Genomic DNA, 20852 nt, shown 5'->3' on the forward strand with positions numbered 1-20852 from the left:
TTAGAGTTTCTGTCCGCACTCGGGGCAGAACTTTGTACCGGCCGGGACATCAATGCCGCAGGCCGGACACTTCGGTGACCCGACTTTGGTCCCGCACTCCGGGCAGAACTTTGCACCGGGCAGAAGGGCTGCCCCGCAGTTTGCACATCTGCCTGTTGCGGGCGGTGCCATCGGCGCTCCGCATTCGGGACAGAACTTTGTACCGACAGGTGCCGCCGTTCCGCACTTTGCACAGTTTATCTGCGGTACTGCTGCGCCTGCCGGGGTCTGCGGCTGCTGGGCGGCGGGACTCTGCTGACCGCCGAACGGTGCCGGTTGGCCTGCTGCCATACCCGCCATCCCCTGTGCCATCATGTTGCCCATACCGACTCCCGCACCCATACCTGCGCCCATCATCGCAAAGCCGGAGCCTTCGCCTCCGCCCTGTGCAGCACCCGTTCCGATACCTTCAATCGCCTTACCGGACTGGTACTGGATGTAGTTCACGCCAAGGGCAGACATTGCGCCGCGCTTGTTGATTGCCTCCTGAACTTCTTCGGGCATGTTGATGTTCAGACCGGCAAACTTCATGATCTTCAGACCATAGACCTCCGTCTCGCGGGTCAGTTTTGCAAGGCAGAGCTGTTCGATCTCCTGCAGGTATGCAGGCATATCCAGAACGCCCATCTGTTTCTTTGCCTTTAGTTCACCGAGCGTGTCGTTCAGCACCGCAACAATCTGGCCCTTCAGCCACTCCACGATCTCCTCGGACTTTGTAAGACCCTTTGTTCCCACAAACTCCGTGATCAGCTGCAGAGGTTCGGTTACTTTGTAGGAGAACTGGCCGAAGATTCTCAGCTGCACTACACCAAAGTCCACATCGCGGAATGCAAGCGGCTGGCTGGTGCCGAATTTGTCCCGGAACTCCCGTTTCTGTACCCAGAAAAACTCACCGATCTGAACGTTTCCCAGAACCGTTCCTGCAATATCTTTCAGAACAGGAATGTTCTGCGTCGTCAGTGCATACCGGTCGGGCCGGTCGAAGACCGCGAGAGCCTTTCCGTCGCGGAAGAAGATACCATACTCGTCTTCACGGACCAGCACGTTGTCGTTCCACATCACGTTTCTTGGAAGACGCCACATCACATTGTCGCCTTTCTGATCCTCAACCCAGTAGAAGCCTTTCCGGGAATCTGCTCCTTCAATATCGGAACCGGAACCGATCTTTTTGTTAACTTTTGAGAATAATGCCATTAGAATGCACCAAGCTCTGCCATAGTTTCAATGCGTTTCTCAAACAATGTTGAAAGCTCTGCAAGTCCTGCCCTGATGTCACGGAGATCCGCTTTCACCAGACCGAAATCTCCCGCATCAGCTGAGCCGAGTGCGGTGCGGCACAGTTCACCGAGAGCCCGAATGCCGTCGACAAGCGAAACATCAAACTCATACAGTGTGTTCAGCTGTTCATCGGTGACGCGGTATGCCGGGGAGATTCCGGAGTATCCCTGTTCTGCGTGGCGGACTCTGGTCTCTGCGGTCTTTGCCGCAGAGACAACCGTTGCAATGTCATTCATCAGATCCAGTTCCATTGCATTCCCCGCACGTTCACGGATCAGTTCGAGGGTTCCAAGAACATCCGACTTCAGCAGATCAGCAATCTGCATCCGGAGAAGGGAGTCTGCAATACGCAGGTCTTCCTTCTGCCGGTATCCGCGAAAACCCGGGATTCCCATCTGAATCCTCTTCAAAAGTCCGCGGTCTTCCTCAACTTTGTTTCGTAAATCTGTCATATTCACTCTTACTTCCGAGAAATGGAGTTATTTCTTTGCTGCAACATAGACGATTGCAGCAAGGGCAATACCGGCAAGTGTTCCTCCGAGAACCAGCATCAGATCTGCTCCTGCATACAGCAGCATCAGAACGGCACCGATAATTGCAAACAGTGCGCCGGCACCGGTGATCAGCGGTTCTTTTCTGCCAAGTGCAAAGGACAGGGCGATCATGATGAGGCCGATGCCAAGCAGAAACACACCGGCGGCTGCCAAGAGGCCGAGACCTGCGTATCCAACCAGAATTGCGACACCAAGCATCAGAATTACGCTCAGCCAGCCAATCTGGAACCGTTTATTTTCAGCGTTTCCCATAGGTATCTCTGGTACGTGTGTACTTATTTGGAGATTTGGACATCGTGAGGCAAAGAACTTTTCCTGACATTCAGTTCGCAAAAAAAGATTATGTGGTTTTCTCACCGATGGAGTCAAGTGTTATCTCAAAGGTCAGGGTCTTTCCTGCAAGCGGGGGATTAATGACGACACGGGTCATATTGCTCTCGTTGTCGATGACCATGACCTCACCCTGTACCACCTGAATTGCACCGGTCGAATAGTCGTACATCAGGAACGTGGAACCAACAGCGATGGGTCCGTTGTTGTAATTTTCCGCAAGCGAGATCGGAATGTCGGCGTATGTTTCGTAGCTGTATGCACCGTAGGCCTGATCCGGTGTCAGGGTTACGGTTTTCGTCTCTCCCGGTTTCATGCCGGTGACCGCATCATCAAACCCTTTGACAACCTGACCGGAACCGAGAACAAAAGTCAACGGTTCCTTTCCGACATTCGTCTGATACACTGATCCGTCTTCAAGCGTCAACGTATAAAAAACGTTTACGGTATCACTGGCTTTTGCAGTCTGATCTGCAGAACCGATACAACCTGCGGCAAACACCACGAGGGTGAGGGCTACAAGAGCCAGCAGAACCCCGGTTATTTTTGTATTCATGTAAAATATATTTTACACGTAATCGTATAAATGTATTCAGCAGCCCTGTACGGGATTTGCAAGGTCCAGCAGTACCTCCTGCGGCTGGGTGCGAAGCGCCACCGCCGCAACCGCACCTATCACCCCGCGACCGCCGAACGTTGCAATTCCACATTCCTTTGCGGCTTTCAGCACTTCTTCTTTTGCCACCCGTTCATGCCGGATGCGTGCGGCGAGCATGAGAAGGTTTTCCGGAACATTCAGGCCCTGAGCGATTGCAACACCCCAATTCTCAGAGACACTTTCCTCTTGAACAAACCGGCTGATCTTTGCCGCAAGTCCTGTCACAGCTTCCGGCTCAACTGCAAGTTCAAGGAAACTGCACGAGTTTCCTGCGGTTTTCTCCTCAATATCCTGCGACAGTACCGCTACCTGATGCCGGATACCGATAGCCTCTCCGCTTTCGGTGAGATACTTCATCAGTGCCTGTGACAGGGCAAACGTCGCACCGCCGCAGCCTTTCCGATCGGTATCGTCAATGCCCACAGTCACATGCACGAGCGCCCGCGTCCGTACCTCCCCTGTTACCTTGCCGTCAGCCGAGTTGATGGAAACTCCGCAAACACCCTTTGCCCGCCCCATCATGGAAGAGAGTGAGTATGCCGGACCGCCGTACACCGACAGGATCGTCTGAATGATCACATCTCCCTCGCGCCGGATTGCCGCAAGGCCGACTGCCGCATTTGTCAGATCCGGTGCGGGAACAGAAATGCCAATACGGCTGCGCTCCCGCAGAAGCATTCCGTCCCGCGCAACCGACAGCGCGGCACCACCCGCTTTCCTGTGATGAAACTCACAGAATCCGGCGCAGCCGCTGCTGAGACACTCATGAAAAATCTCAACCTCATCCCCGTCCACCGTTGTAAAAATGCGGCGGCAGGTGGTGGACGGCATCGCACTCCGCGATGCATACCGCGCGGGGTTTCTCCCGTGTTTTTCATCCTTGGTAAAAATACAACCTTCCTGCAGAAGTCGGTTGATCCAGTCCTGTGCAGTTGAACGGGGAACCGCTGCCGCCTCTGCAAGTTCTGCTGTGGTGAAGTGGCCTGTTTCAAATGTCATCTGGCGCATAGCCTGCAAAAACTGGCCGCGCCGTGCAATCATTCCTCCGGGAACTGCTGTGTGTTTTTTTGCGTCTTCCGGACTGCTTTTCAGATGTTCATGTTCTGCCATAGCGTTCCTTCACTGCAAGCAGGTCTGCGAGGACGGCACTTGCTGTCTCAACGGATCCTGCTCCTCTTCCGATGAAGGTGATCGGCCCTGCCAGCTCGGTTTCCACCGTCACCGCATTCAGCGTCCCTTCGACCACCAGCGGGTGATCTTTGGGAATCAACCGGGGTGAGACTTCAAGCAGTCTTTTTCCGGGATGAATCGATGCGATCAGCCGGATGGTATGGTTGGTCGTGCCTGCCATTCGCAGTGCGTCAGGTGTGAGGCGGTCAATACCGATCCGAATCACATCATCCAGCGTCACCTCCATGCCGAAGACCGCGTTCGCCAGAATCACCAGTTTGATTGCGGCATCCGTTCCGTTCACGTCATAGGTCGGGTCTGCCTCCGCATAGCCGAGATCGCGTGCCTCATCAAGTGCCTGAGCATAGGTGAGTCCCTCTTCTTCCATTCTCGTGAGAATGTAGTTACAGGTGCCGTTCAGGATACCGAACAACTGGTGAACTTTGTTTCCGGCAAGACCGTGTACAAGACCGTTGATGATTGGAACCGCTCCCGCGACTGTTCCCTCGAACAAAAATGCTGCATTGTGTTCTGTTGCAAGGTGTGCAAGTTCCGGATAGGCAATAGAGACCGGGCCTTTGTTTGAGGTTACCACATGTTTTCCCCGTGCGAGTGCTGCACGGATATGGGAAAGAGCCGGTTCGCCTGTCTGTGCATTTGTCGGAGTAACCTCGACAAGAATATCGTATTCCGCTTCAGTGACGATTCGTTCTGCGTTCCATGCAGTATCCCCGCATTTGCCGGTCGCAGCCTTGTGGGCGAACACTTCGTCCATATCGAGGGATTTACCCTGCTGCGCGACCACGCCGCTTTTTGAGTCGGCTGCGGCGGTTATTACAAATCCGTATGCTGGATTGGAAAGAACCTGCACTACACCCCTGCCAACCGAACCGAGACCGAGAAGGGCAATTTTCATTGGTGTCACGGCTCCTCCTCCATTTCATCAACGATCAGAAGATGCTTTTCCTCCGCTATCTTCATCAGAATCTCAAATGCCTGCTCCATCTCAGCAGATCCTGCGGCTTTAATGGTCAGTTTTGCGGTGGACGGCTGGGTTATGTGCGGCATGATGATGTGCAGTTCGGTCACCTCGGCGACGTTTGCCCTGTCGATACGGTTTACGGTGTCCGTCAAATCGGTGTGCAGAATATGACCGATTAAAATGAATGTCTTGGTGCAGGTCAGATGCTCTGTTCCTATCCGGATGATCTCAATGCCGTTTTGTGCGAGCGCTGTTTTCAGCTGATCGAGCCGGTTCTGCGGGAGCGAAACGACAATGTCTACGATCAGGGTTCCGTTGCTCGTTTCTGCACCGCGTTGGTGCATGATCGAAATAATATTCGCACCGCTGTCGGAAACCGGTTTTATTGCTGCAAGAAGCTGTCCCGGCTTGTCGTTGAGTTCAAGTCGTAATGATATCTGCACCGTATCTTATCCCAATACTAATCCGTCCCGCATCCATTTTAATGTGGGGTTTGGTTTTGGGTTTCCGCACATTCAGAAAATAAGGTTCGTTACTGTCAGGCAGATCCAGTAAGCAGCCATGGCGAACAGACCGCCGGAAAGTGTTGCAAGCAGGTTTGTTCCGGAGTTGCCGATGACGCCTTTGTTTTCAATCAGTGCGCCGATCAGACTGTCCATGTTTGTGCCGAAAAATCCTGCGGCAATGCCTATCAGACATACATACCATGGCGCAACCTCTAACAGAAATGCAAGTACGCAGATGATTGTTGCACCGAACAGGCAGGCAAGCTCACCGAGAACAGTTACACCGCCGTTCGTTCCGGCAGGTACCGGACGCAGCGTTGTGATCATATATGGTGTTCCGCCGGTGACGCCGATCTCGCTTGCGAGGGTGTCGGCAGTTGCAGTTGCAATGCAGCCGAGGAAGAGTGCGGCAAAGATTTCGTTTCCGGTGATGCCGAAGAGAATTGCACCGGCAACGCCCACGAGGGCGTTGGCAAATGCGTTCATATATCCGCGACGTCCGCTTTTTCCCTGTTCCACACCGAGGAAGACCTTTTCTGCGTACCGGTATTTGGTAAAGAACGATCCCAGAATGAAGAAGCTGATAACTATGAGAAACCACGGGACTCCTGCAAACGTGATGAGGATGATGCCAAACAGAACTGCTGCAAACACACCGCTTGCATCAACTGTTTTTGCCCGGTAGGCAAAGTAGGCAAATCCTGCACAGACCACGACAGCCAGAGCGAGCATTGTTGCATCATACGTGAATTCCAGATCAAAGAACAGGGTAATGGTCATCGCAACACCCAGAAGTCCGATCATTCCTGCATCCTCACGGTCAGTGAGGATGCTGCGCAGCATGAGCAGTACGACAACTGCAATAATTGCAACCAGACTGTCTATCTGCATGCAGCGGAACATGGTTGCAACAATACCGAGAATTGCACCAAGGGTAAATGCCAGTGTTTCCGGAGCATGGTCCCGCAGTTTACGGGCGAGATATTCTCCCCAGACCATCATCATCATGGGTCCGAGAAATGCGGTGATCGGGATGAGGCCTATTCCGTAGAGCAGGGCAAGGACCGCAACGGATACTGCAAGATAATGGGTTTTATGTATGGTATAGAGTATTATGGACAGGAGTATGACTACTGTCCCGACGATATAGGGGTTGATTCCCGGCGCTATGAGCATCAGCAGTGTTACCACAAGCGGCATGGCAACCAAGCGCGGTTTGAACTCCATTGAGTGTACTTGTTAGAGTGCACTCTGCAATAAGGCTGTTCGTCGAACAGACTTTACATCTATTTAAAGGAAGGGCACAAATCGGGAAATGAACGAAAAATATTCGGATGTTGATGATGTTACCGAACACTCTAACTTAAATTTCTTTTAACCGGTACTCTGCCCGGCCGAGGCCCATCTCTTCGGCATAAGTGAACTGGAGTTCCGGCTGGGTCCCCGGCCAGACGCGGGTGAACTTTTCCTCGCCTTCGTGGTGATGATCGGGCAGGAGGCTGCCGAAGATTCCTTCTGTATTGTTAACCAGATCGTAGCAGGCTTTGTCCAGTGCTACCGGATCGCGTGATGCGAGAATACCAATGTCCGGTACGATCGGGATATCGTTCCACGGAGTGCAGTCACAGTGCGGGGTGATGTTGGTCAGGAAGTTGATGTAGAATGCTTTTCCGGTTTTGTTTGCAACGGCTCCTGCGGCGTACTCGATCATCCTTTCCACGAACACGATTCCGTCATCTTTCCAGTCAATGTCGATTGCATGTTTCGGGCAGGTGTTCATGCACATCAGACAGCCGATGCAGTGTTCAATGTCGATGACAATCTCTTTTCCGCCGAGGCTGATGCAGAACTCCGGACATGCATTGATGCAGGCACCGCAGGTGATGCAGGCGTCTTTTTTGAGGAACGGGCGGGTGGTGTGCTGTTCGCGTTTTCCTTCGCCTGAGGCACATCCCATTCCGAGATTTTTGAGAGCGCCGCCGAATCCTGCAACCTCATGGCCCTTGAAGTGGGAGACCACAACCATACTGTCAGCGGCAACGATGTCTGCCGCAATTTTTACCGAATCGAAATGTTTGCCGTACACCTCAACCTCTCTGGCATTTGTTCCCTTGAGACCATCGGCGATGATTACCGGACATTCCGTTACGGGAAAACAGAATCCGTGAGAGAGTGCAGTTTCGATGTGATCTATGGCGTTTCTGCGTCCACCCAGATACAGGGTGTTCGTATCGGTCAGAAATGGTTTTGCTCCTGCGCTCTTTACCTGGCGCACAATGCCTGCAACATGCAGAGCGCTGACGAACGCATCGTTTCCGCGCTCACCGAAGTGTACCTTGATTGCAGTAAGGTCATTTTCCGAGACCATGGTCTCAAGTCCTGCCGCGGTGCAGAGGGCCTGAATTTTGTTTTCAGTGTTGCGTTTGGCAGAAAGTGCTCCGGCACGAGCAATATAGACATCCTCCATAGTATTTTCATTCGTCAGGATTGCTATTTCTACTATGGGGTTCCACCCGTCTGTGGCGGGGGTGGAAACCTCAGGGATACACCAAATCCCGACGCACGCGTCTTTTCAGGGCTGCAAAAAAGAGTGACTGATGAGCTTTTCCCAAAAACAGATGAATATAATGTTTTTTCTCTGCATCAACCGAGCCAGACTCGGTGAAGCTGCGGAGTATCCGGTTTACTATATAACCTCAGCCCTCCTACTATATTACGAATGGAGGATACGAAAACATTCGCAGAGTTCGCAATTTCTGAAGAGCTTCTTCAGGCAATTGAGGACATGGGATTTGAGGAACCTACGCCTATTCAGGCGATGGCAATTCCGCAGATTCTTGAGGGGCACGATGTAACAGGGCAGGCTCAGACGGGTACGGGGAAAACGGCGGCGTTCGGGATTCCAATTATCGAGGGGCTTGATCCAAATAACAAATCGGTGCAGGCGTTAGTGCTCTCACCAACCAGGGAACTTGCAATACAGACTGCCGAGGAGTTTTCCCGGCTGATGAAATACAAACAGGGACTGAGTGTTGTTCCGATCTACGGCGGACAGCCGATTGAACGCCAGTTAAAGGTGCTTCGCGGTTCTGTTCAGGTAGTTATCGGAACCCCGGGGCGGGTTATTGATCATCTGAAGCGCGGGACACTGATCCTTGATTCGGTTCGGATGTTCGTACTTGATGAAGCTGATCAGATGCTGGACATGGGTTTCCGCGAGGATATCGAGGATATCTTCCAGCACACGCCGGAGGATCGCCAGACGATTCTGTTCTCGGCAACAATGCCTGCACCGATTCTTGACATCACGCGCAGATTCCAGCATGATCCGCAGTTTGTGAAGATTACGCGCCGCGAGCTGACGGTACCGCAGATTGAGCAGACCTATATTGAGGTCCGCGAACGCGATAAACTTGAGGCACTGTGCCGGCTGCTGGATATGAACAATCCGGAGCTGGCGCTGGTGTTCTGCAATACGAAGCGGACAGTTGACGATCTGATGAGCCGTCTTTCGGCACGCGGTTATTTTGTGGAAGCTCTGCACGGCGATATGAAGCAGATGCAGCGTGACCGTGTAATGGCGCGTTTCCGCGGCGGTTCTATTGATGTGCTGATTGCAACGGATGTTGCAGCCCGCGGTATTGATGTCGATGATGTCGATATGGTGTTTAACTATGATGTTCCGCAGGATGTGGAGTATTATGTGCACCGGATCGGCAGAACCGGACGTGCAGGCAGAACCGGAAAGTCGGTGACGTTTGTTGCGCCGCGCGAGATCTACAAGCTCCGTGATATTCAGCGGTATGCAAAGATCAAGATTGCAAAGACACCTCTGCCGTCACTGGACGATGTTGCGGAGATGAAGATGCAGATATTCCTTGATAAGGTTCGTGCGGTGATGACCGCAGGAAATCTTGAGAGGTATCTGCCGATGGTTGAGCAGCTGCTTGAAACTGAGGATGACTCGGAGATTACGAGTATTGAGGTTGCAGCCGCTCTTCTGAAGATGCATCTTGATACCGGCAAGAACGGTTCCGCAGAAAACGGTGAGTCCGCATCTGCTGTGCCGCAGTCAGCGCCCGGTTCCTTTGAGAATACGGGAGCAGAGCCAGGCATGGTGAGGTTCAGAATTACACTCGGTAAGAACCAGCAGATTCGTCCGAAGGATATTGTCGGTGCGTTCGCCGGCGAGTGTAACATTCCGGGAAGTTGTATCGGCAGAATCGATCTGTACGGTAACTACTCGTTTGTTGAGGTCCCGCTGGAGCATGCGGCAGCTGTTCTTGAAACTATGAGCCAGAAGACCATTCGTGGTCAGGAGCTGGAGATTCAGACGGCAACGCCGAGATCCGAGCGTGAGGAGGAAGAGCGCGACCGCGAGCGTTCGTTCCGCAGCAATGATCGTTCCGGTGACCGCAGGTCTTACGGCGGCAGTCGCGGCGGCTACAACAGCCGCGGCGGAAGTGGGGGTTTCCGTTCCGGGGATCACCGCAGTTTTAACCGGAAAAGTCCGAGCACCGGAAACCACGGTTTTTACGGTGAGGACTAATTTTCCCGTTTTTTTCTTTTTTTGCGGATAAAATCCATTTCCCGATATCTTCAGGATATTATTTGGGTTGTTCGAAATTCTTCGACATATGATCTTACCTGGAATAACCCCTGCGAAATCAATGCGAAAGACTCCTGAATGCGGAACCCGCTGTTTCGTCGAAAAGAGTTTGTTCCTGGAGTCGCGGATGAAAAAAAGTGTTAGTAGTTCGGCAGATACCGTTTGATCTCCCAGTCGGTGATGGCGCGGGAGTAGTCTGCCCATTCCAGTTCGCCGATGCGGTTGATCTGGGCGACGACGTGTTCGCCTAAAACGCTGCAGAGCAGTTCATCCTGCATGAGCGCGTTGTTTGCTTCCTGCAGATTCCACGGGAGGCAGCGGATGCCTTCAGCTGCACGCTCGGCGGGTGTCATGCGGAAGATGTTTTTGTCAATGTTTTCCGGAGGTTCAATTTTGTTGATGACGCCGTCCATTCCCGCAGCAAGCATCACGGCAAAGGTGAGGTACGGGTTGCAGGTCGGATCAGGACTGCGCAGCTCGGCACGAGTACTTTTGCCGCGTGATGAGGGTACACGGATGAGGGCGGAACGGTTTAAGGCAGACCAGCCGACATAGACCGGTGCTTCGTAGCCGGGGATCAGACGTTTGTAGGAGTTGACCGTCGGGTTTGCGATCCGGGTGATGCCGTCGATGTGTTTCAGGAGACCGGCGATGAAGTGGCGCGCGGTGTCGGAGAGCTGGTGGTCGCCGTTTGGATCAAAGAATGCGTTCTTTCCATCCTTCATCAGTGAGCAATTTACGTGCATGCCGGAGCCGTTGATGCCGAAGATGGGTTTTGGCATGAAGGTTGCGTGCAGACCGCGCCGTAAGGCGAGGGTTTTTGCGGCGAACTTGAAGGTTACGACTTTGTCGGCCATGCCAAGCGCGTCGCCATAGGTGAAGTCGATCTCGTGCTGGCTTGGGGCGACTTCATGGTGCGATGCTTCAATGTTGAATCCCATCTCCGATAACGAGATTACCAGATCGCGCCGGACGTCTTCTCCGGGATCAGTCGGAGTCTGATCAAAGTAACCGCTGTGATCCTGGAGATTGACAGATGCGTGACCGTCAATCAGCCGGAAGAGGAAGAACTCCATTTCGGGTCCGACATTGAAGGTGTAGCCGAGTTTTGCTGCTTTTTCAATCTGGGTGCGCAGAATACAGCGCGGGTCACCCGCAAATGGTTCGCCGTGTGTTGTGTAAACGTCACAGATGAACCGTGCAGCCCGGAACTTTTCGTCCGACCAGGGGATGATCTGGTAGGTGGACGGGTCAGGACGAAGCAGCATGTCTGATTCCTCCAGTCTTGCAAACCCCTGAATGGATGATCCGTCAAAGCTGATGCCGTCGGTCAGAGCCTTTTTCATTTGTTTCGTCGGAATTGCGACGTTTTTCGACTTTCCTTCCAGGTCAGAGAACTGAAGGAGAACCGACCGTACATTATCGATCTCAAGGTTTGAGAGAACAGCGTCGATTTCGTCAGAAACCATGCTTACATGTGGGCGGTGAAATGATATTAAACCTGAACTCGGTGGTTGATCAGGAAGGAGATGACGGGTTGCTGATGCGGGGGTTTTCCCGTCGTATCACAGATCTCCCTGCGGTTTTTGCGTACAATCCCGATGTTTAATACTCAGTCAGGGATGAGGCACCACAACATTCCCTGCCCGAGAGTGATACCATACAAAAATCACGAAAATTCTGTATTTATCCATGAATCCTCCACGAGACTGTGACACGAACTTTTTACTTTCCCGGTTCTGACACGTTTCCATCCATACCGGTCTTTCCACTATACCAATAATACTGTCCGGGGAGAGAGATAACTCCCGGGAAAAAAAGTGTTTTGTAGGCAGTTTTTAAAAAAACATATCCAGTGTGGTTTTTTTTGCTTTTGTTGGATCAAATTCGTCCCAGTCCCAGTCAAGAGCGTCAAAAATTCGTGTCAGCGGCGCCTGAATGGTTTTTTCGAGCATTGTTTCCCAGTCGATTTCAAACATTCCATCAGGAATCTGGTCCGGATACTCGAAGCAGAGGACATCGGTGTTCGGGTACTTTTCGGGATTGTAGGAACGCCTGATGTAGAGCCGTTTTGGTTTACTGCCGCGTTTGAAATCGGTGCCAAGGTAGGTATTTGAGTATTTTGCTCCCCGGCCGTGGGCATCGAGCACGGTGTAGTCATCAAGCGATTTGTTGATGCCGCTTGGGATTCCGGCTTTTTCGAGCGGGCACCGTCCTGCGCGGTACATGCGGAGGACTTCGGGAAGATACTCTTTGACCTCGGTTTTTCCGTTTCCTTTGAGAATCATCTCAAGTACCCGTTCCTGTACTTCGCGGGTGATGGGTGCTGAGTCGGAGCGTTTCATTTCAAAACCGGTGATGTCGATCTTGTCAACGTCCTGTCCTTCTTTCCAGACAAGATGACCGGCATACCGTTTTTTTGCACCGCCCTGGAAGAATCTGCGGTAGATTTTTTCGAATTTGATGGAGAAGTAGTTCTGATCCGCGTCAAGTGTATTTTTGGAGAAGTCGATGTAGCTTGCGTTCAGCTCGAGTTCGAGTTCATGGGCGATCTTCATCGTTTCTTCCTGCGAGACTTTGGGCAGCCGGACAAAGCAGGAGTCGGTGTCCCCATAGATCACTTCGTAGCCGCGGGCGGTGATGATGTTTCTGGTGTGCTGGATGATGGCTCTGCCGACGGAGGTTACGGCGGATCCGATGTCACGGTCGTAGAGGCGGAACCGGGAAAATCCCGATACGCCGTAGTAGGTGTTCATGATGACCTTCAGTACGTTCTGCTGCATGTCGTAGAGGGTGTACTCCTGCGAGCCGTAGGGGAAGGTGTTGCGCAGTTTTTTGCGGTCGTCGCGTTCCGCCATGAGTTCGCTGATGATGCTGCGCGTGAGGCCGTCCGGCTGCCGGAGGAACCGGATGCCGTTTGGTGCGTGGATCTCGCCGTCAGGGGATTTGGTTTCGGGTGAGGCGTTTAAGGTCATCATTGCCATCGGGTAAAGGGATTTTAAGTCAAGCACGATGACGTTTTCCTTGACGCCTTTGCTTGCGGCAAAGACGGTTGCTCCTTCAAACTCTTCTCCGGCAGTGTTTCCTTTGGAGGGGAGGACGAATTTTCCGGAGGCTTTGCGGAGAATGTAGATGTCGATGACGTTGGAGGAGTTGAGTGCTTTGTCAAGCGGGCAGCCGACGTAGCGGGAGACTTCCTGATAAAATTCGATGATGTTGTTTTTGCGGTTGATGCCGACACACAACTCCACGTCCTTGAAGTTGTACTCGACCATTTTCATCGGGTCCTTGTTCCAGAGGTCGCCCAGTGTTCCGGTGTAACGGACTTTTCGTTCGCCGAGTTCTTCTTCGGCGATGGCGTCAAGCCGGTAGGATTCTTTCTGGCTGCTCTGCATTTTTTTATAGGCGGTCAGCAGATCGAAGATAACGCGGCCACGCATGGCATTACGTTCGGTTGTTCCCGGGAGGCGTGCAAATGCGTCGGATTTGAATCCGAGAGTAACAGCACGTTTGAGGATATAGTCGGCGTCGAAGTCGGCGAAGTTCCAGCCGGAGAGGATGTCCGGGTCTTTTTCCTGGATGTAGGCGATGAATGCGGTGAAAAGTTCTTTTTCGGTTTTATAGACGCAGATGGTGTGACGGTCGCGGGTGAAACAGCCGTTGGCGAGGCCGGGCTGATCGTAGTAGTCGACGCGGGTGTCACCGAGGAGGACGAAGGTGGTATAGTGGTCGTCGTAGGAGTCGTGGCAGGTGAGGCAGGTGACAGGGTCGCGTTCGGGTTCGGGGAATCCGTTGCGGTCGTCACATTCGATATCGCACATGCAGACACGGGGTTTTGAGTGGACGACGGCGGGTGCAAGTTCGGTGTAGCTGCATACGTCGGCCGGTGCTGCAACGCCGCCGGTAAGGCCGGTGTCGATGAGGAAACGGGTGGCAAAGGGAATGTCTGCTTCGTAGTGGTGGTAGCGATCACGGACTATTCGTACATCGGTTGGTTTTCCGGTGTAGATGCGGCGGAGCGGATCTCCTTTGATGGAGACAGCTTTGTCCTGCGTGACTTCAATGTTGTCCGGGTGGGGCAGGTCTGCTTCATTTTCCCAGACCCAGAAGTAGGGGCGGAAGTCGGTGATCTGGAGGTGATGGGCAGTACCTTCGGCGGTTCTGCCGAAGATGTGAACGACCGGTCCGCCGGGTGCGTTGGTGTATTCGGCCTGGTTAATGGCGATGGTTACCGGGGATGATTCGTCCCCTGACATCAGACTCTCCTGCAAAGGTCGGCCAGATAGTCTGCAGCTTCCCGGAGTTTGTTTTCTTCCCAGTCGTCGAAGATCCAGGAGTCGTCGATTGCGGCGCCGTTTCTGCTGAGGGTGACGGGAAGACCGAGTGCGCAGTCGGTGATGTTGTAGGCACCGTCGGCAGGGACGGAGCAGGTGATTAACCGGTGCGAGTCGGTTGCGATGTCTTTGATCATGCTGCAGATGTGGTAGGCGGGGCCGAAGATTGTTCCGGATTTTCCTTTGATGACCGGCATGGAAGACCCGCGGATGTCTGTGAGGATTTCGTTGCGGACGGTGTCGGGGACGTCGATTTCCAGGCGTGAAAAGATGGGGACCTGGTGTTCGCCGTGTTCGCCGAGGACACGGGCGTCGCCCGTGACTCCGGCGGAGGCGAGAGCGAGAGAGAATCTGCGGCTGTCCAGAAGGCCGCCGAATCCAAGGACCTGTTCCTGTGCAAGGCCGGTGTGTTTTGCGAAGTACCAGGTAAAGACGTCCATGGGGTTGGTGACGATGATGAGATGACCGCCAAATCCTGTAAGCATTTCTGCTGCTTCCCGGGCTACCGGCAGGTTTGCGTCAAAGAGGTCTGCGCGTGTTTTGATGTCCGGAGTTCTGGCAGCTCCTGCGGAGAATATGCAGAAGTCTGCATCCCGCATACGTTTTGTGTCGCAGGAGACGGGGATGTCCAGGGCGTGGGTGATGTCGAGTTTTTGTGCGGTGAGGACCGGCTCATACATGTCGTGCAGAATTATTTCGTCGGCGAGACCGAGAGCGGCTGCAAGGAAGGCCACTTCTCCGCCGATCCGTCCGGCGCCGAGGCATGCCAGTACTGTCATATCCTGTTATATTGATCGGGGCAGGTTATGAGGGTTGGGAATCCGGTGTTGCGGGTTGTCCGGTAAAAAAAGAGAGATTCTTTTATTCGATGTTTTGGAGGGTATTTTTGTCGTATCGCGAGATGGTTGCGTTTTTCTGGTTCTGATACTTCGCGTCGGGTTTTTTGTCGTAGGGACAGGCACAGCGTTTGGTTACGTAGAAGACGAGCTGGCCGACGGGCATTCCTGCATAGACGCGTACCGGGCGGCTGTTGACGTTGCACATTTCCAGGGTGATGGTTCCGGAGAATCCTGCGTCGATCCAGCCGCCGGTCTGGTGGAGTTCGATGCCGAGGCGTGCGACACTGCTTTTTCCTTCGATGGAGGAGACGATGTTGTCGGGGAGGGTGATGGTTTCGAGGGTTTCGGCAAGGACGAACTGGCCGGGCATGATGTCAAAGTAGGAGCTTTTCCGTTCGCTTGTGTGGGAGAGGATGGTTTCTTTTTTGTACGGGTCGATGACGTCGTCACAGGGTTCGTACCAGACGAAGTGGTTGCCGAGGCGGATGTCCAGTGAGTTCGGCTGGATGAGTGCGGGGTCGTACGGGTCTACACCGATGAATCCGCGTTTTATGTGATCTGCAATTTCCCAGTCTACCAGAATCATATCTTATCTATATGATGCAGGGATAGAAAAAACGTGCTTTAAAAAAATGGTTAGTGTTTCCGCAGCACGGTATATGCACCTGCGGCTGCTGCGGCGAGGATGAGGGCAGTGCTGAGGGGGGTTGGCTGTGGTTCGGTTGATGATGCGGTCGGTTGGGGGGTTGTGGTGGTTGGTTGCGGGGTTGCCGGGGGCGTTGCGGGGGATGCGATGATGTTGAGGGAGGCGGAGGTGCTGGTGGAGACGGCTATTCCTGATACACGGATGGTGTAGGTGTCAATGGGAAGGCCGGATCCGCCAACTGTATAGGACCAGGCGTTCGGGGTTCCTGCAATTACGGTTGTGGTGCCGGAGATGCCGGATGCGGAGGGCTGCTGGTTTTTGTCGCCGGGGATGAATGAGGCCGGGTTGATTTCGATGAGCAGCTGGTTGTTTGGTGCAAGGTTGGTGGTTCCGGAGATGGTGAAGGGGATGCCGGTTTCCTGATCGCTGATCGGGTTGATGGTGATGTAGGGGTCCTGGACGGTGAGTTTCATGGTGGTGTAGAGGTCGTCAATGTAGGGGGAGTTGAGCATCTGGATCAGGGCGTTTGCTGCCTGCGATCCCTGAAGCCGGTTCGGGCCTTCGACGACGAAAGAGCTTTGTGTGCCGCCGTTTACAGACGGGATGGCAAGGATGGTCTGATCGCCGCTGTTGATCTGAATGATGCCGAATTTTCCGTCGTACATGGGGTGTTCTACGATGATGTAGTACTGACCTGAGGACATGCTTTCGGGGAGGTACATTTTGTAGTCGTATCTGCCGTTGTCAACAGGGGTTGTTATGCGTTGGTAGTAGTTGGTGCCGAAGATGAAGATGGCAACGCCCGCAGGGCTGCCGGATGCGGTTCCGGCGATGTGGATGTAGTCGCCTTTTGCTGCGGTCAGGCTGGTGGTTCCGATGCTGAGGTCGGGCTGGCGGAGCTGGATGGAGAGTGTTGCGTATTGTGTTCCGGCAAGCTGGAATTTGTCGCTTTTTGATCCTACGGCGTAGATGGTGTAGGTTCCGATGTCAAGTCCGCTGCTGCCGGTGTCCCAGGTGTAGGTCCAGGTATTGTCGCTTGAGACGGGGGCTTTTGAGAATGTTCCGGTTCCGTCGAGGCTGATACCGGCCGGGTTGAGATTGGGGCCGGTGAGGAAGAGGTAGGTGGTATCGGAGTCAGTGTTGGTGCCGGTGAGTTTGATTTCCTGACCCAGGTAGTAGCTGCGGCCGCTGTCGGTTGTTGCGATGGTGAGGCCGCCGACGCTGATTCTGATTTTTGTGGTGTCGTAACTGGTGCCTGCTCCGGCGGTTGTTGCGCTGTAGCTGGTGATGCTGTTTACGCGGATGGTGTAGGTTCCTTCGGGGACCGGGTTGCCGTTTACGGGGTTTGTTGTATATTGGATGATTCTTTTTCCGTCCGATGCGGTGGTGACGACGCCCCAGGATTTTGCGTCTGTTGCGGCGGTGTCCGGGATGAGGACGGTTTTGACGATGTCGTTAATGGATACCTGAGGGTTTTGGTCACCGCGGGTTATGCCAATCTGGCCGGGGATCATCTGGGGGACGGTGGTTCCTCCGGTGCTGTCGATGGAGATAATGTAGGGGGTGTTGGGGTTTCCGGTGATGGTGACAGTGAAAGGGTTGCTGCGGGTGACAGTGTCTTTTTCTGCGGTGATGGTGAGGGTTTCTGCACTGCCGAGGGAGAAGGAGATGATGTTGGATTTTTTGGCGTAGTTGGCAAATGCGGCAGGGATGGTCCATTCGGCCTGTGACTGGTAGATGCCGCCGATGAGGGACGGGTCGCCGAGGGGTACTGCGGGTGTTGTGATGCGGGGAGAGTTGATGCTGATTGCGGAGAGGTCGGTGGTGCCGAGCATGGTGGTTTTTCCGCCGACGGGGGTGGTGATGATGATGTCTGCTGCGGCACCGATGCCGGAGGGGCCGACTTTGGGTGCGTCAATGACGTAGGTGATGCTGCTGCTTTTTGCGACGGTCTGGCCGTTTACGGAGTCGGTGGAGCCTGCATACCATGCGTCGAGTTTGAGCTCGGGCATCCAGATGTAGAGGTAGCTGCCGGTCCAGATGCTGCCGTCGTAAATGCGGTAGGCGCCGGTGTAGCCGTTTACGGCAACGTCCAGGAGGTTGATGACGCCGTTTGCGTCAGCGGCGATGGTGTTGACGGGGGTCGGGTTTGCGTCGCCGGTCATGTAGGCGATGGAGGTTGCGTAGCTGCCGGGGCCGTCGCTGTTTCGTATTTTGATTTTGATCTGTTCATATACGAAGGCGGTATTTCCCGGATAGACGGTGGGTATGCTGCCGGACTGGGGGTAAGGCAGGCGGTCGCCTCCGGTAAGGTATCCGGGGGTTGGTGTCGGTGTTGTCTGCGTTGTTGTCGGGGTGGCTGTTGGTGTCGGTGTTGTCTGCGTTGTTGCCGGGGTATCGGTTGGTGTCGGTGTTGTTTGTGTTGTTGCCGGGGTATCGGTTGGTGCTGGTGTTTCAGTTTCGTTGTCATCCAGTGTTACGGGTCGTATGACTTCGCTTTGCTTTCCAAGACTGAACCGGACCGCATGCTGTTCAGCAATTTCCCGGAGGTTTTTTGCGCCGAACATTTCGTTTATGTTTTTGGTGAGGAGGTCAGCGGGGAGCAGATCGGTGTAGCTGCTTTCTCCTGTTCCGGCAAACTGAACTTCGGGGAAGTTGTCGTCTGCTGCGGCTGCGGGTACTGCAAGGAACAGGATGCAGAGGAGGAGAATGGATATTGCTGGTATGGGTTTCATGGAGTGCACCTTTTTTTACGTAGATGGTAGTTTTTGTTGATTATTAAGAATGGAGATGGTGACAAAATGGGAGGGTAAGTCGTCGGGGGTGTTTGAAAAAGGATTTTCACCAGTTTCGGCAGGCACCCTGGCAAAGGTACAGTTGTCCCTGATTGGATGCGGCAGATTCGAATCTGGAGTGCCGGGAGCTCCATAACACACTGCATATCCGGAAAATTTCTGTGTGCTGGGTACAGTTACGTTCCATTTTCCGTCACCATTATCCACAGTCGTACCACATGTGGGACCTCCAGGTAGATCCCCCATTCATTTACGTTTATCACTTCCCGCAACCAAGAACTAAACAGCAACCATGGACTGGGCAGAACGATACCGGCCAGAACATCTCGCAGACATCCTCGGCAACACCGCTGCAGTCAGACAGATGACGGACTGGGCACGGAACTGGACACCGGACTCGCGCCCCCTTCTGATCACTGGCAAACCGGGCATCGGTAAAACTTCGGCAGCCCTCGCCCTCGCCCGCGACATGAACTGGGAAATCCTCGAACTCAATGCCAGTGATGCCCGCACCAAAACCATCATCGAACGCGTTGCCGGAAACTCCGCGACCACCACCAGCCTGTTTGGCGCCGAACGCAAACTCATCGTCATCGACGAAGCCGACAACCTCGAAGGAAACGCTGATCGCGGCGGAGCACGGGCCATCGCCGAAATACTCAAAGAAGCACGTCAGCCGGTCATGCTCATCGCAAACGATGCATACGGCGTCTCCGACGCCATCCGCAAACTCTGTGATCCCGTCCCGTTCCGTGCCATCACCGCATCAACACTCGAAAAACGCATGCGGGAAATCTGTGCAACAGAACAGATCGCCTGCGACAGCGACGCCTTAAACGCCATCGCTGAAAGCGCTGCAGGTGACATGCGGTCTGCTGTTAACATGCTCTTCGCCTCCGCAACCGGCAGAACCGCAATCGCCGCAAGTGACGTCAACACCTCACAGAAGGATGAAAGGGCCAGCATCTTTGATCTCGTCGCAGGTGTTTATGCCGGGGTATCGGACACAAAAATCCAGAAACTCTCCCGCGAATGCGAGGAAAAACCCGACACCGTCATGCAGTGGATTGAAGAGTCCGCATCGGCGGTCGCAAACCAATACCAGCGGAAAGGCGCATACAATGCACTCTCCCGTGCTGACATCTATCTCGGCAGAACCATGCGGCGCCAGTATTATACTCTCTGGCGCTACGCAACCTCTCTGATGACCTCAGGCGTCGCCAAAGAATTTTCCGGAGCAGGATTCCGCCCTCGAATCATGCCGCCCTCACGATGGAGACGTATGGGCACCGCAAAAAAACAGAAGACCGTCAGGCGAACACTCGCTGCAAAACTCGGCGAAAGCTATAGTATCCCCGACTCTCAGATACAGAAAATCTATCTCGATCTCCTTTCCCGGTTCGCTGCAGATGCCCCCCTTGCCTTCTGTGAACGCCATGATCTGGACGCCGACCAGCTCACTATCCTCCTGCACGACAAAACCGAAGCCGCTGCTGTGTTCAAGGAAGCCCAGAAGAACGCCAGGGAGAAAGAGACCAAGATGAAAAAGATCTCCGCCGCAAAACGTGCCGCCGCACGAAAAGCCGAGGAAGAGCGTGCAGCAGAACTCGAAAAGTTCATCCGGGAAAATCCTCCCACACCTCCGTTCCCGCAGCCGGAACCTGTCCCGGAGCCTATCGAACCCCCGCAGGAGGAAAAGAAAAAAGCTCCCGCACAGGCGACACTGGACTTCTTTTAAAACATCCTGTTTTTTGGGTGTTGCCTGTAAAATCCTGATTCCCACGAGTTACTCGGAATACACGGGAGTGCACAGAGAGATGTGATGAAGGTATTTCGTTGGTTTTTTTTGGAAAACGACTATTAGTCGTCAACATCCCCCGCACCCGGAAAAAAGAAGAGATTCAAACACTCAGGCAATCTTGGAAAGAATGCCGGTGTTGAGATCATAGGATAGTCCATGGACTTCCCGAGCTCCGCTCCTCTCCGCATCCGTAACCAGCGGATACGTGTTTTCCGTAGGGTCGTCCGATTCTGTGGTTTTACCAGTTTCGCTGATGTTTCTTCCAAGGAAATCCACGACGAAAGATTCCTGAAACCATCCCGGCGGACAGA

Annotated in this window: 16 protein-coding genes and 1 pseudogene; 2 read left to right on the forward strand and 15 right to left on the reverse strand. The window is 53.7% G+C overall.

The features are described from left to right. The 9 genes from O0S10_RS04835 to O0S10_RS04875 form a co-directional block, all read right to left on the reverse strand. Positions 1-1233, reverse strand: coding sequence for an SPFH domain-containing protein (locus O0S10_RS04835; RefSeq protein ID WP_268924772.1), 1233 nt, complete (start codon positions 1231-1233; stop codon positions 1-3). Further along, complete coding sequence (locus tag O0S10_RS04840) at positions 1233-1769, reverse strand: hypothetical protein (protein WP_268924773.1); 537 nt, start codon at positions 1767-1769, stop codon at positions 1233-1235. Before O0S10_RS04840 ends, O0S10_RS04835 begins: the two co-directional genes overlap by 1 nt. A 27-nt stretch (positions 1770-1796) precedes the next feature. After that, positions 1797-2123, reverse strand: coding sequence for a hypothetical protein (locus O0S10_RS04845; protein WP_268924774.1), 327 nt, complete (start codon positions 2121-2123; stop codon positions 1797-1799). Between the two features lie 88 nt (positions 2124-2211). Further along, a complete protein-coding gene (locus O0S10_RS04850) occupies positions 2212-2757 on the reverse strand; it encodes an FKBP-type peptidyl-prolyl cis-trans isomerase (protein ID WP_268924775.1) in 546 nt (181 codons plus the stop codon). A gap of 36 nt (positions 2758-2793) precedes the next feature. Further along, positions 2794-3969 carry a sugar-specific transcriptional regulator TrmB gene (locus O0S10_RS04855; RefSeq protein ID WP_268924776.1) on the reverse strand — a complete coding sequence of 392 codons (1176 nt, stop codon included), beginning with the start codon at positions 3967-3969 and terminating at the stop codon, positions 2794-2796. Then, positions 3956-4945 (reverse strand): homoserine dehydrogenase, encoded by a 990-nt coding sequence (locus tag O0S10_RS04860; protein WP_268924791.1) that lies wholly within the window; start codon positions 4943-4945, stop codon positions 3956-3958. Before O0S10_RS04860 ends, O0S10_RS04855 begins: the two co-directional genes overlap by 14 nt. A gap of 5 nt (positions 4946-4950) precedes the next feature. Continuing rightward, positions 4951-5454: an amino acid-binding protein gene (locus O0S10_RS04865; protein ID WP_268924777.1), complete on the reverse strand. Its 504-nt coding sequence runs from the start codon at positions 5452-5454 to the stop codon at positions 4951-4953. A gap of 72 nt (positions 5455-5526) precedes the next feature. Continuing rightward, the gene (locus O0S10_RS04870) at positions 5527-6744 is read right to left on the reverse strand and encodes a DUF92 domain-containing protein (RefSeq protein WP_268924778.1); all 1218 of its coding nucleotides are present in this window, start codon (positions 6742-6744) and stop codon (positions 5527-5529) included. 136 nt (positions 6745-6880) lie between these two features. Beyond that, on the reverse strand, positions 6881-7984 hold the full coding sequence (locus tag O0S10_RS04875) for a DUF362 domain-containing protein (protein ID WP_268924779.1): 1104 nt from the start codon (positions 7982-7984) through the stop codon (positions 6881-6883). Positions 7985-8236: 252 nt separating this feature from the next. Here O0S10_RS04875 and O0S10_RS04880 point away from each other — a divergent pair, with 252 nt between their 5' ends. Beyond that, complete coding sequence (locus tag O0S10_RS04880; protein ID WP_268924780.1) at positions 8237-10066, forward strand: DEAD/DEAH box helicase; 1830 nt, start codon at positions 8237-8239, stop codon at positions 10064-10066. Between the two features lie 200 nt (positions 10067-10266). On the opposite strand, the gene O0S10_RS04885 is transcribed toward O0S10_RS04880, so the two are convergent. From O0S10_RS04885 to O0S10_RS04905, 5 genes are all read right to left on the reverse strand, one after another. Continuing rightward, complete coding sequence (locus O0S10_RS04885; protein ID WP_268924781.1) at positions 10267-11595, reverse strand: glutamine synthetase family protein; 1329 nt, start codon at positions 11593-11595, stop codon at positions 10267-10269. A gap of 369 nt (positions 11596-11964) precedes the next feature. Then, on the reverse strand, positions 11965-14382 hold the full coding sequence (locus O0S10_RS04890) for a DNA-directed DNA polymerase (RefSeq protein WP_268924782.1): 2418 nt from the start codon (positions 14380-14382) through the stop codon (positions 11965-11967). Next, positions 14382-15239: a malate dehydrogenase gene (locus O0S10_RS04895; RefSeq protein ID WP_268924783.1), complete on the reverse strand. Its 858-nt coding sequence runs from the start codon at positions 15237-15239 to the stop codon at positions 14382-14384. The genes O0S10_RS04890 and O0S10_RS04895 overlap by 1 nt, the downstream gene beginning before the upstream one ends. 82 nt (positions 15240-15321) lie before the next feature. Next, positions 15322-15885 (reverse strand): dCTP deaminase, encoded by a 564-nt coding sequence (dcd, locus tag O0S10_RS04900; RefSeq protein WP_268924784.1) that lies wholly within the window; start codon positions 15883-15885, stop codon positions 15322-15324. Positions 15886-15935: 50 nt separating this feature from the next. Beyond that, the gene (locus tag O0S10_RS04905; protein ID WP_268924785.1) at positions 15936-18680 is read right to left on the reverse strand and encodes a hypothetical protein; all 2745 of its coding nucleotides are present in this window, start codon (positions 18678-18680) and stop codon (positions 15936-15938) included. 352 nt (positions 18681-19032) lie between these two features. Here O0S10_RS04905 and O0S10_RS04910 point away from each other — a divergent pair, with 352 nt between their 5' ends. Further along, a complete protein-coding gene (locus O0S10_RS04910) occupies positions 19033-20478 on the forward strand; it encodes a replication factor C large subunit (protein ID WP_268924786.1) in 1446 nt (481 codons plus the stop codon). Between the two features lie 171 nt (positions 20479-20649). On the opposite strand, the pseudogene O0S10_RS04915 reads toward O0S10_RS04910, so the two are convergent. Next, positions 20650-20852: pseudogene (locus tag O0S10_RS04915) on the reverse strand (hypothetical protein); the annotation flags it as partial.

It is taken from the genome of Methanocorpusculum petauri (assembly GCF_026891975.1).
In the GTDB taxonomy this organism is placed as follows: Archaea; Halobacteriota; Methanomicrobia; order Methanomicrobiales; family Methanocorpusculaceae; genus Methanocorpusculum; species Methanocorpusculum petauri.

Bases quoted from the DNA above. Each gene is read 5' to 3' on its own strand.
- O0S10_RS04835 (WP_268924772.1), bottom strand. From the start codon at position 1,233: ATGGCATTATTCTCAAAAGTTAACAAAAAGATCGGTTCCGGTTCCGAT.
- O0S10_RS04840 (WP_268924773.1), bottom strand. From the start codon at position 1,769: ATGACAGATTTACGAAACAAAGTTGAGGAAGACCGCGGACTTTTGAAG.
- O0S10_RS04845 (WP_268924774.1), bottom strand. From the start codon at position 2,123: ATGGGAAACGCTGAAAATAAACGGTTCCAGATTGGCTGGCTGAGCGTA.
- O0S10_RS04850 (WP_268924775.1), bottom strand. From the start codon at position 2,757: ATGAATACAAAAATAACCGGGGTTCTGCTGGCTCTTGTAGCCCTCACC.
- O0S10_RS04855 (WP_268924776.1), bottom strand. From the start codon at position 3,969: ATGGCAGAACATGAACATCTGAAAAGCAGTCCGGAAGACGCAAAAAAA.
- O0S10_RS04860 (WP_268924791.1), bottom strand. From the start codon at position 4,945: ATGAAAATTGCCCTTCTCGGTCTCGGTTCGGTTGGCAGGGGTGTAGTG.
- O0S10_RS04870 (WP_268924778.1), bottom strand. From the start codon at position 6,744: ATGGAGTTCAAACCGCGCTTGGTTGCCATGCCGCTTGTGGTAACACTG.
- O0S10_RS04875 (WP_268924779.1), bottom strand. From the start codon at position 7,984: ATGGAGGATGTCTATATTGCTCGTGCCGGAGCACTTTCTGCCAAACGC.
- O0S10_RS04880 (WP_268924780.1), top strand. From the start codon at position 8,237: ATGGAGGATACGAAAACATTCGCAGAGTTCGCAATTTCTGAAGAGCTT.
- O0S10_RS04885 (WP_268924781.1), bottom strand. From the start codon at position 11,595: ATGGTTTCTGACGAAATCGACGCTGTTCTCTCAAACCTTGAGATCGAT.
- O0S10_RS04890 (WP_268924782.1), bottom strand. From the start codon at position 14,382: ATGTCAGGGGACGAATCATCCCCGGTAACCATCGCCATTAACCAGGCC.
- O0S10_RS04895 (WP_268924783.1), bottom strand. From the start codon at position 15,239: ATGACAGTACTGGCATGCCTCGGCGCCGGACGGATCGGCGGAGAAGTG.
- dcd (WP_268924784.1), bottom strand. From the start codon at position 15,885: ATGATTCTGGTAGACTGGGAAATTGCAGATCACATAAAACGCGGATTC.
- O0S10_RS04905 (WP_268924785.1), bottom strand. From the start codon at position 18,680: ATGAAACCCATACCAGCAATATCCATTCTCCTCCTCTGCATCCTGTTC.
- O0S10_RS04910 (WP_268924786.1), top strand. From the start codon at position 19,033: ATGGACTGGGCAGAACGATACCGGCCAGAACATCTCGCAGACATCCTC.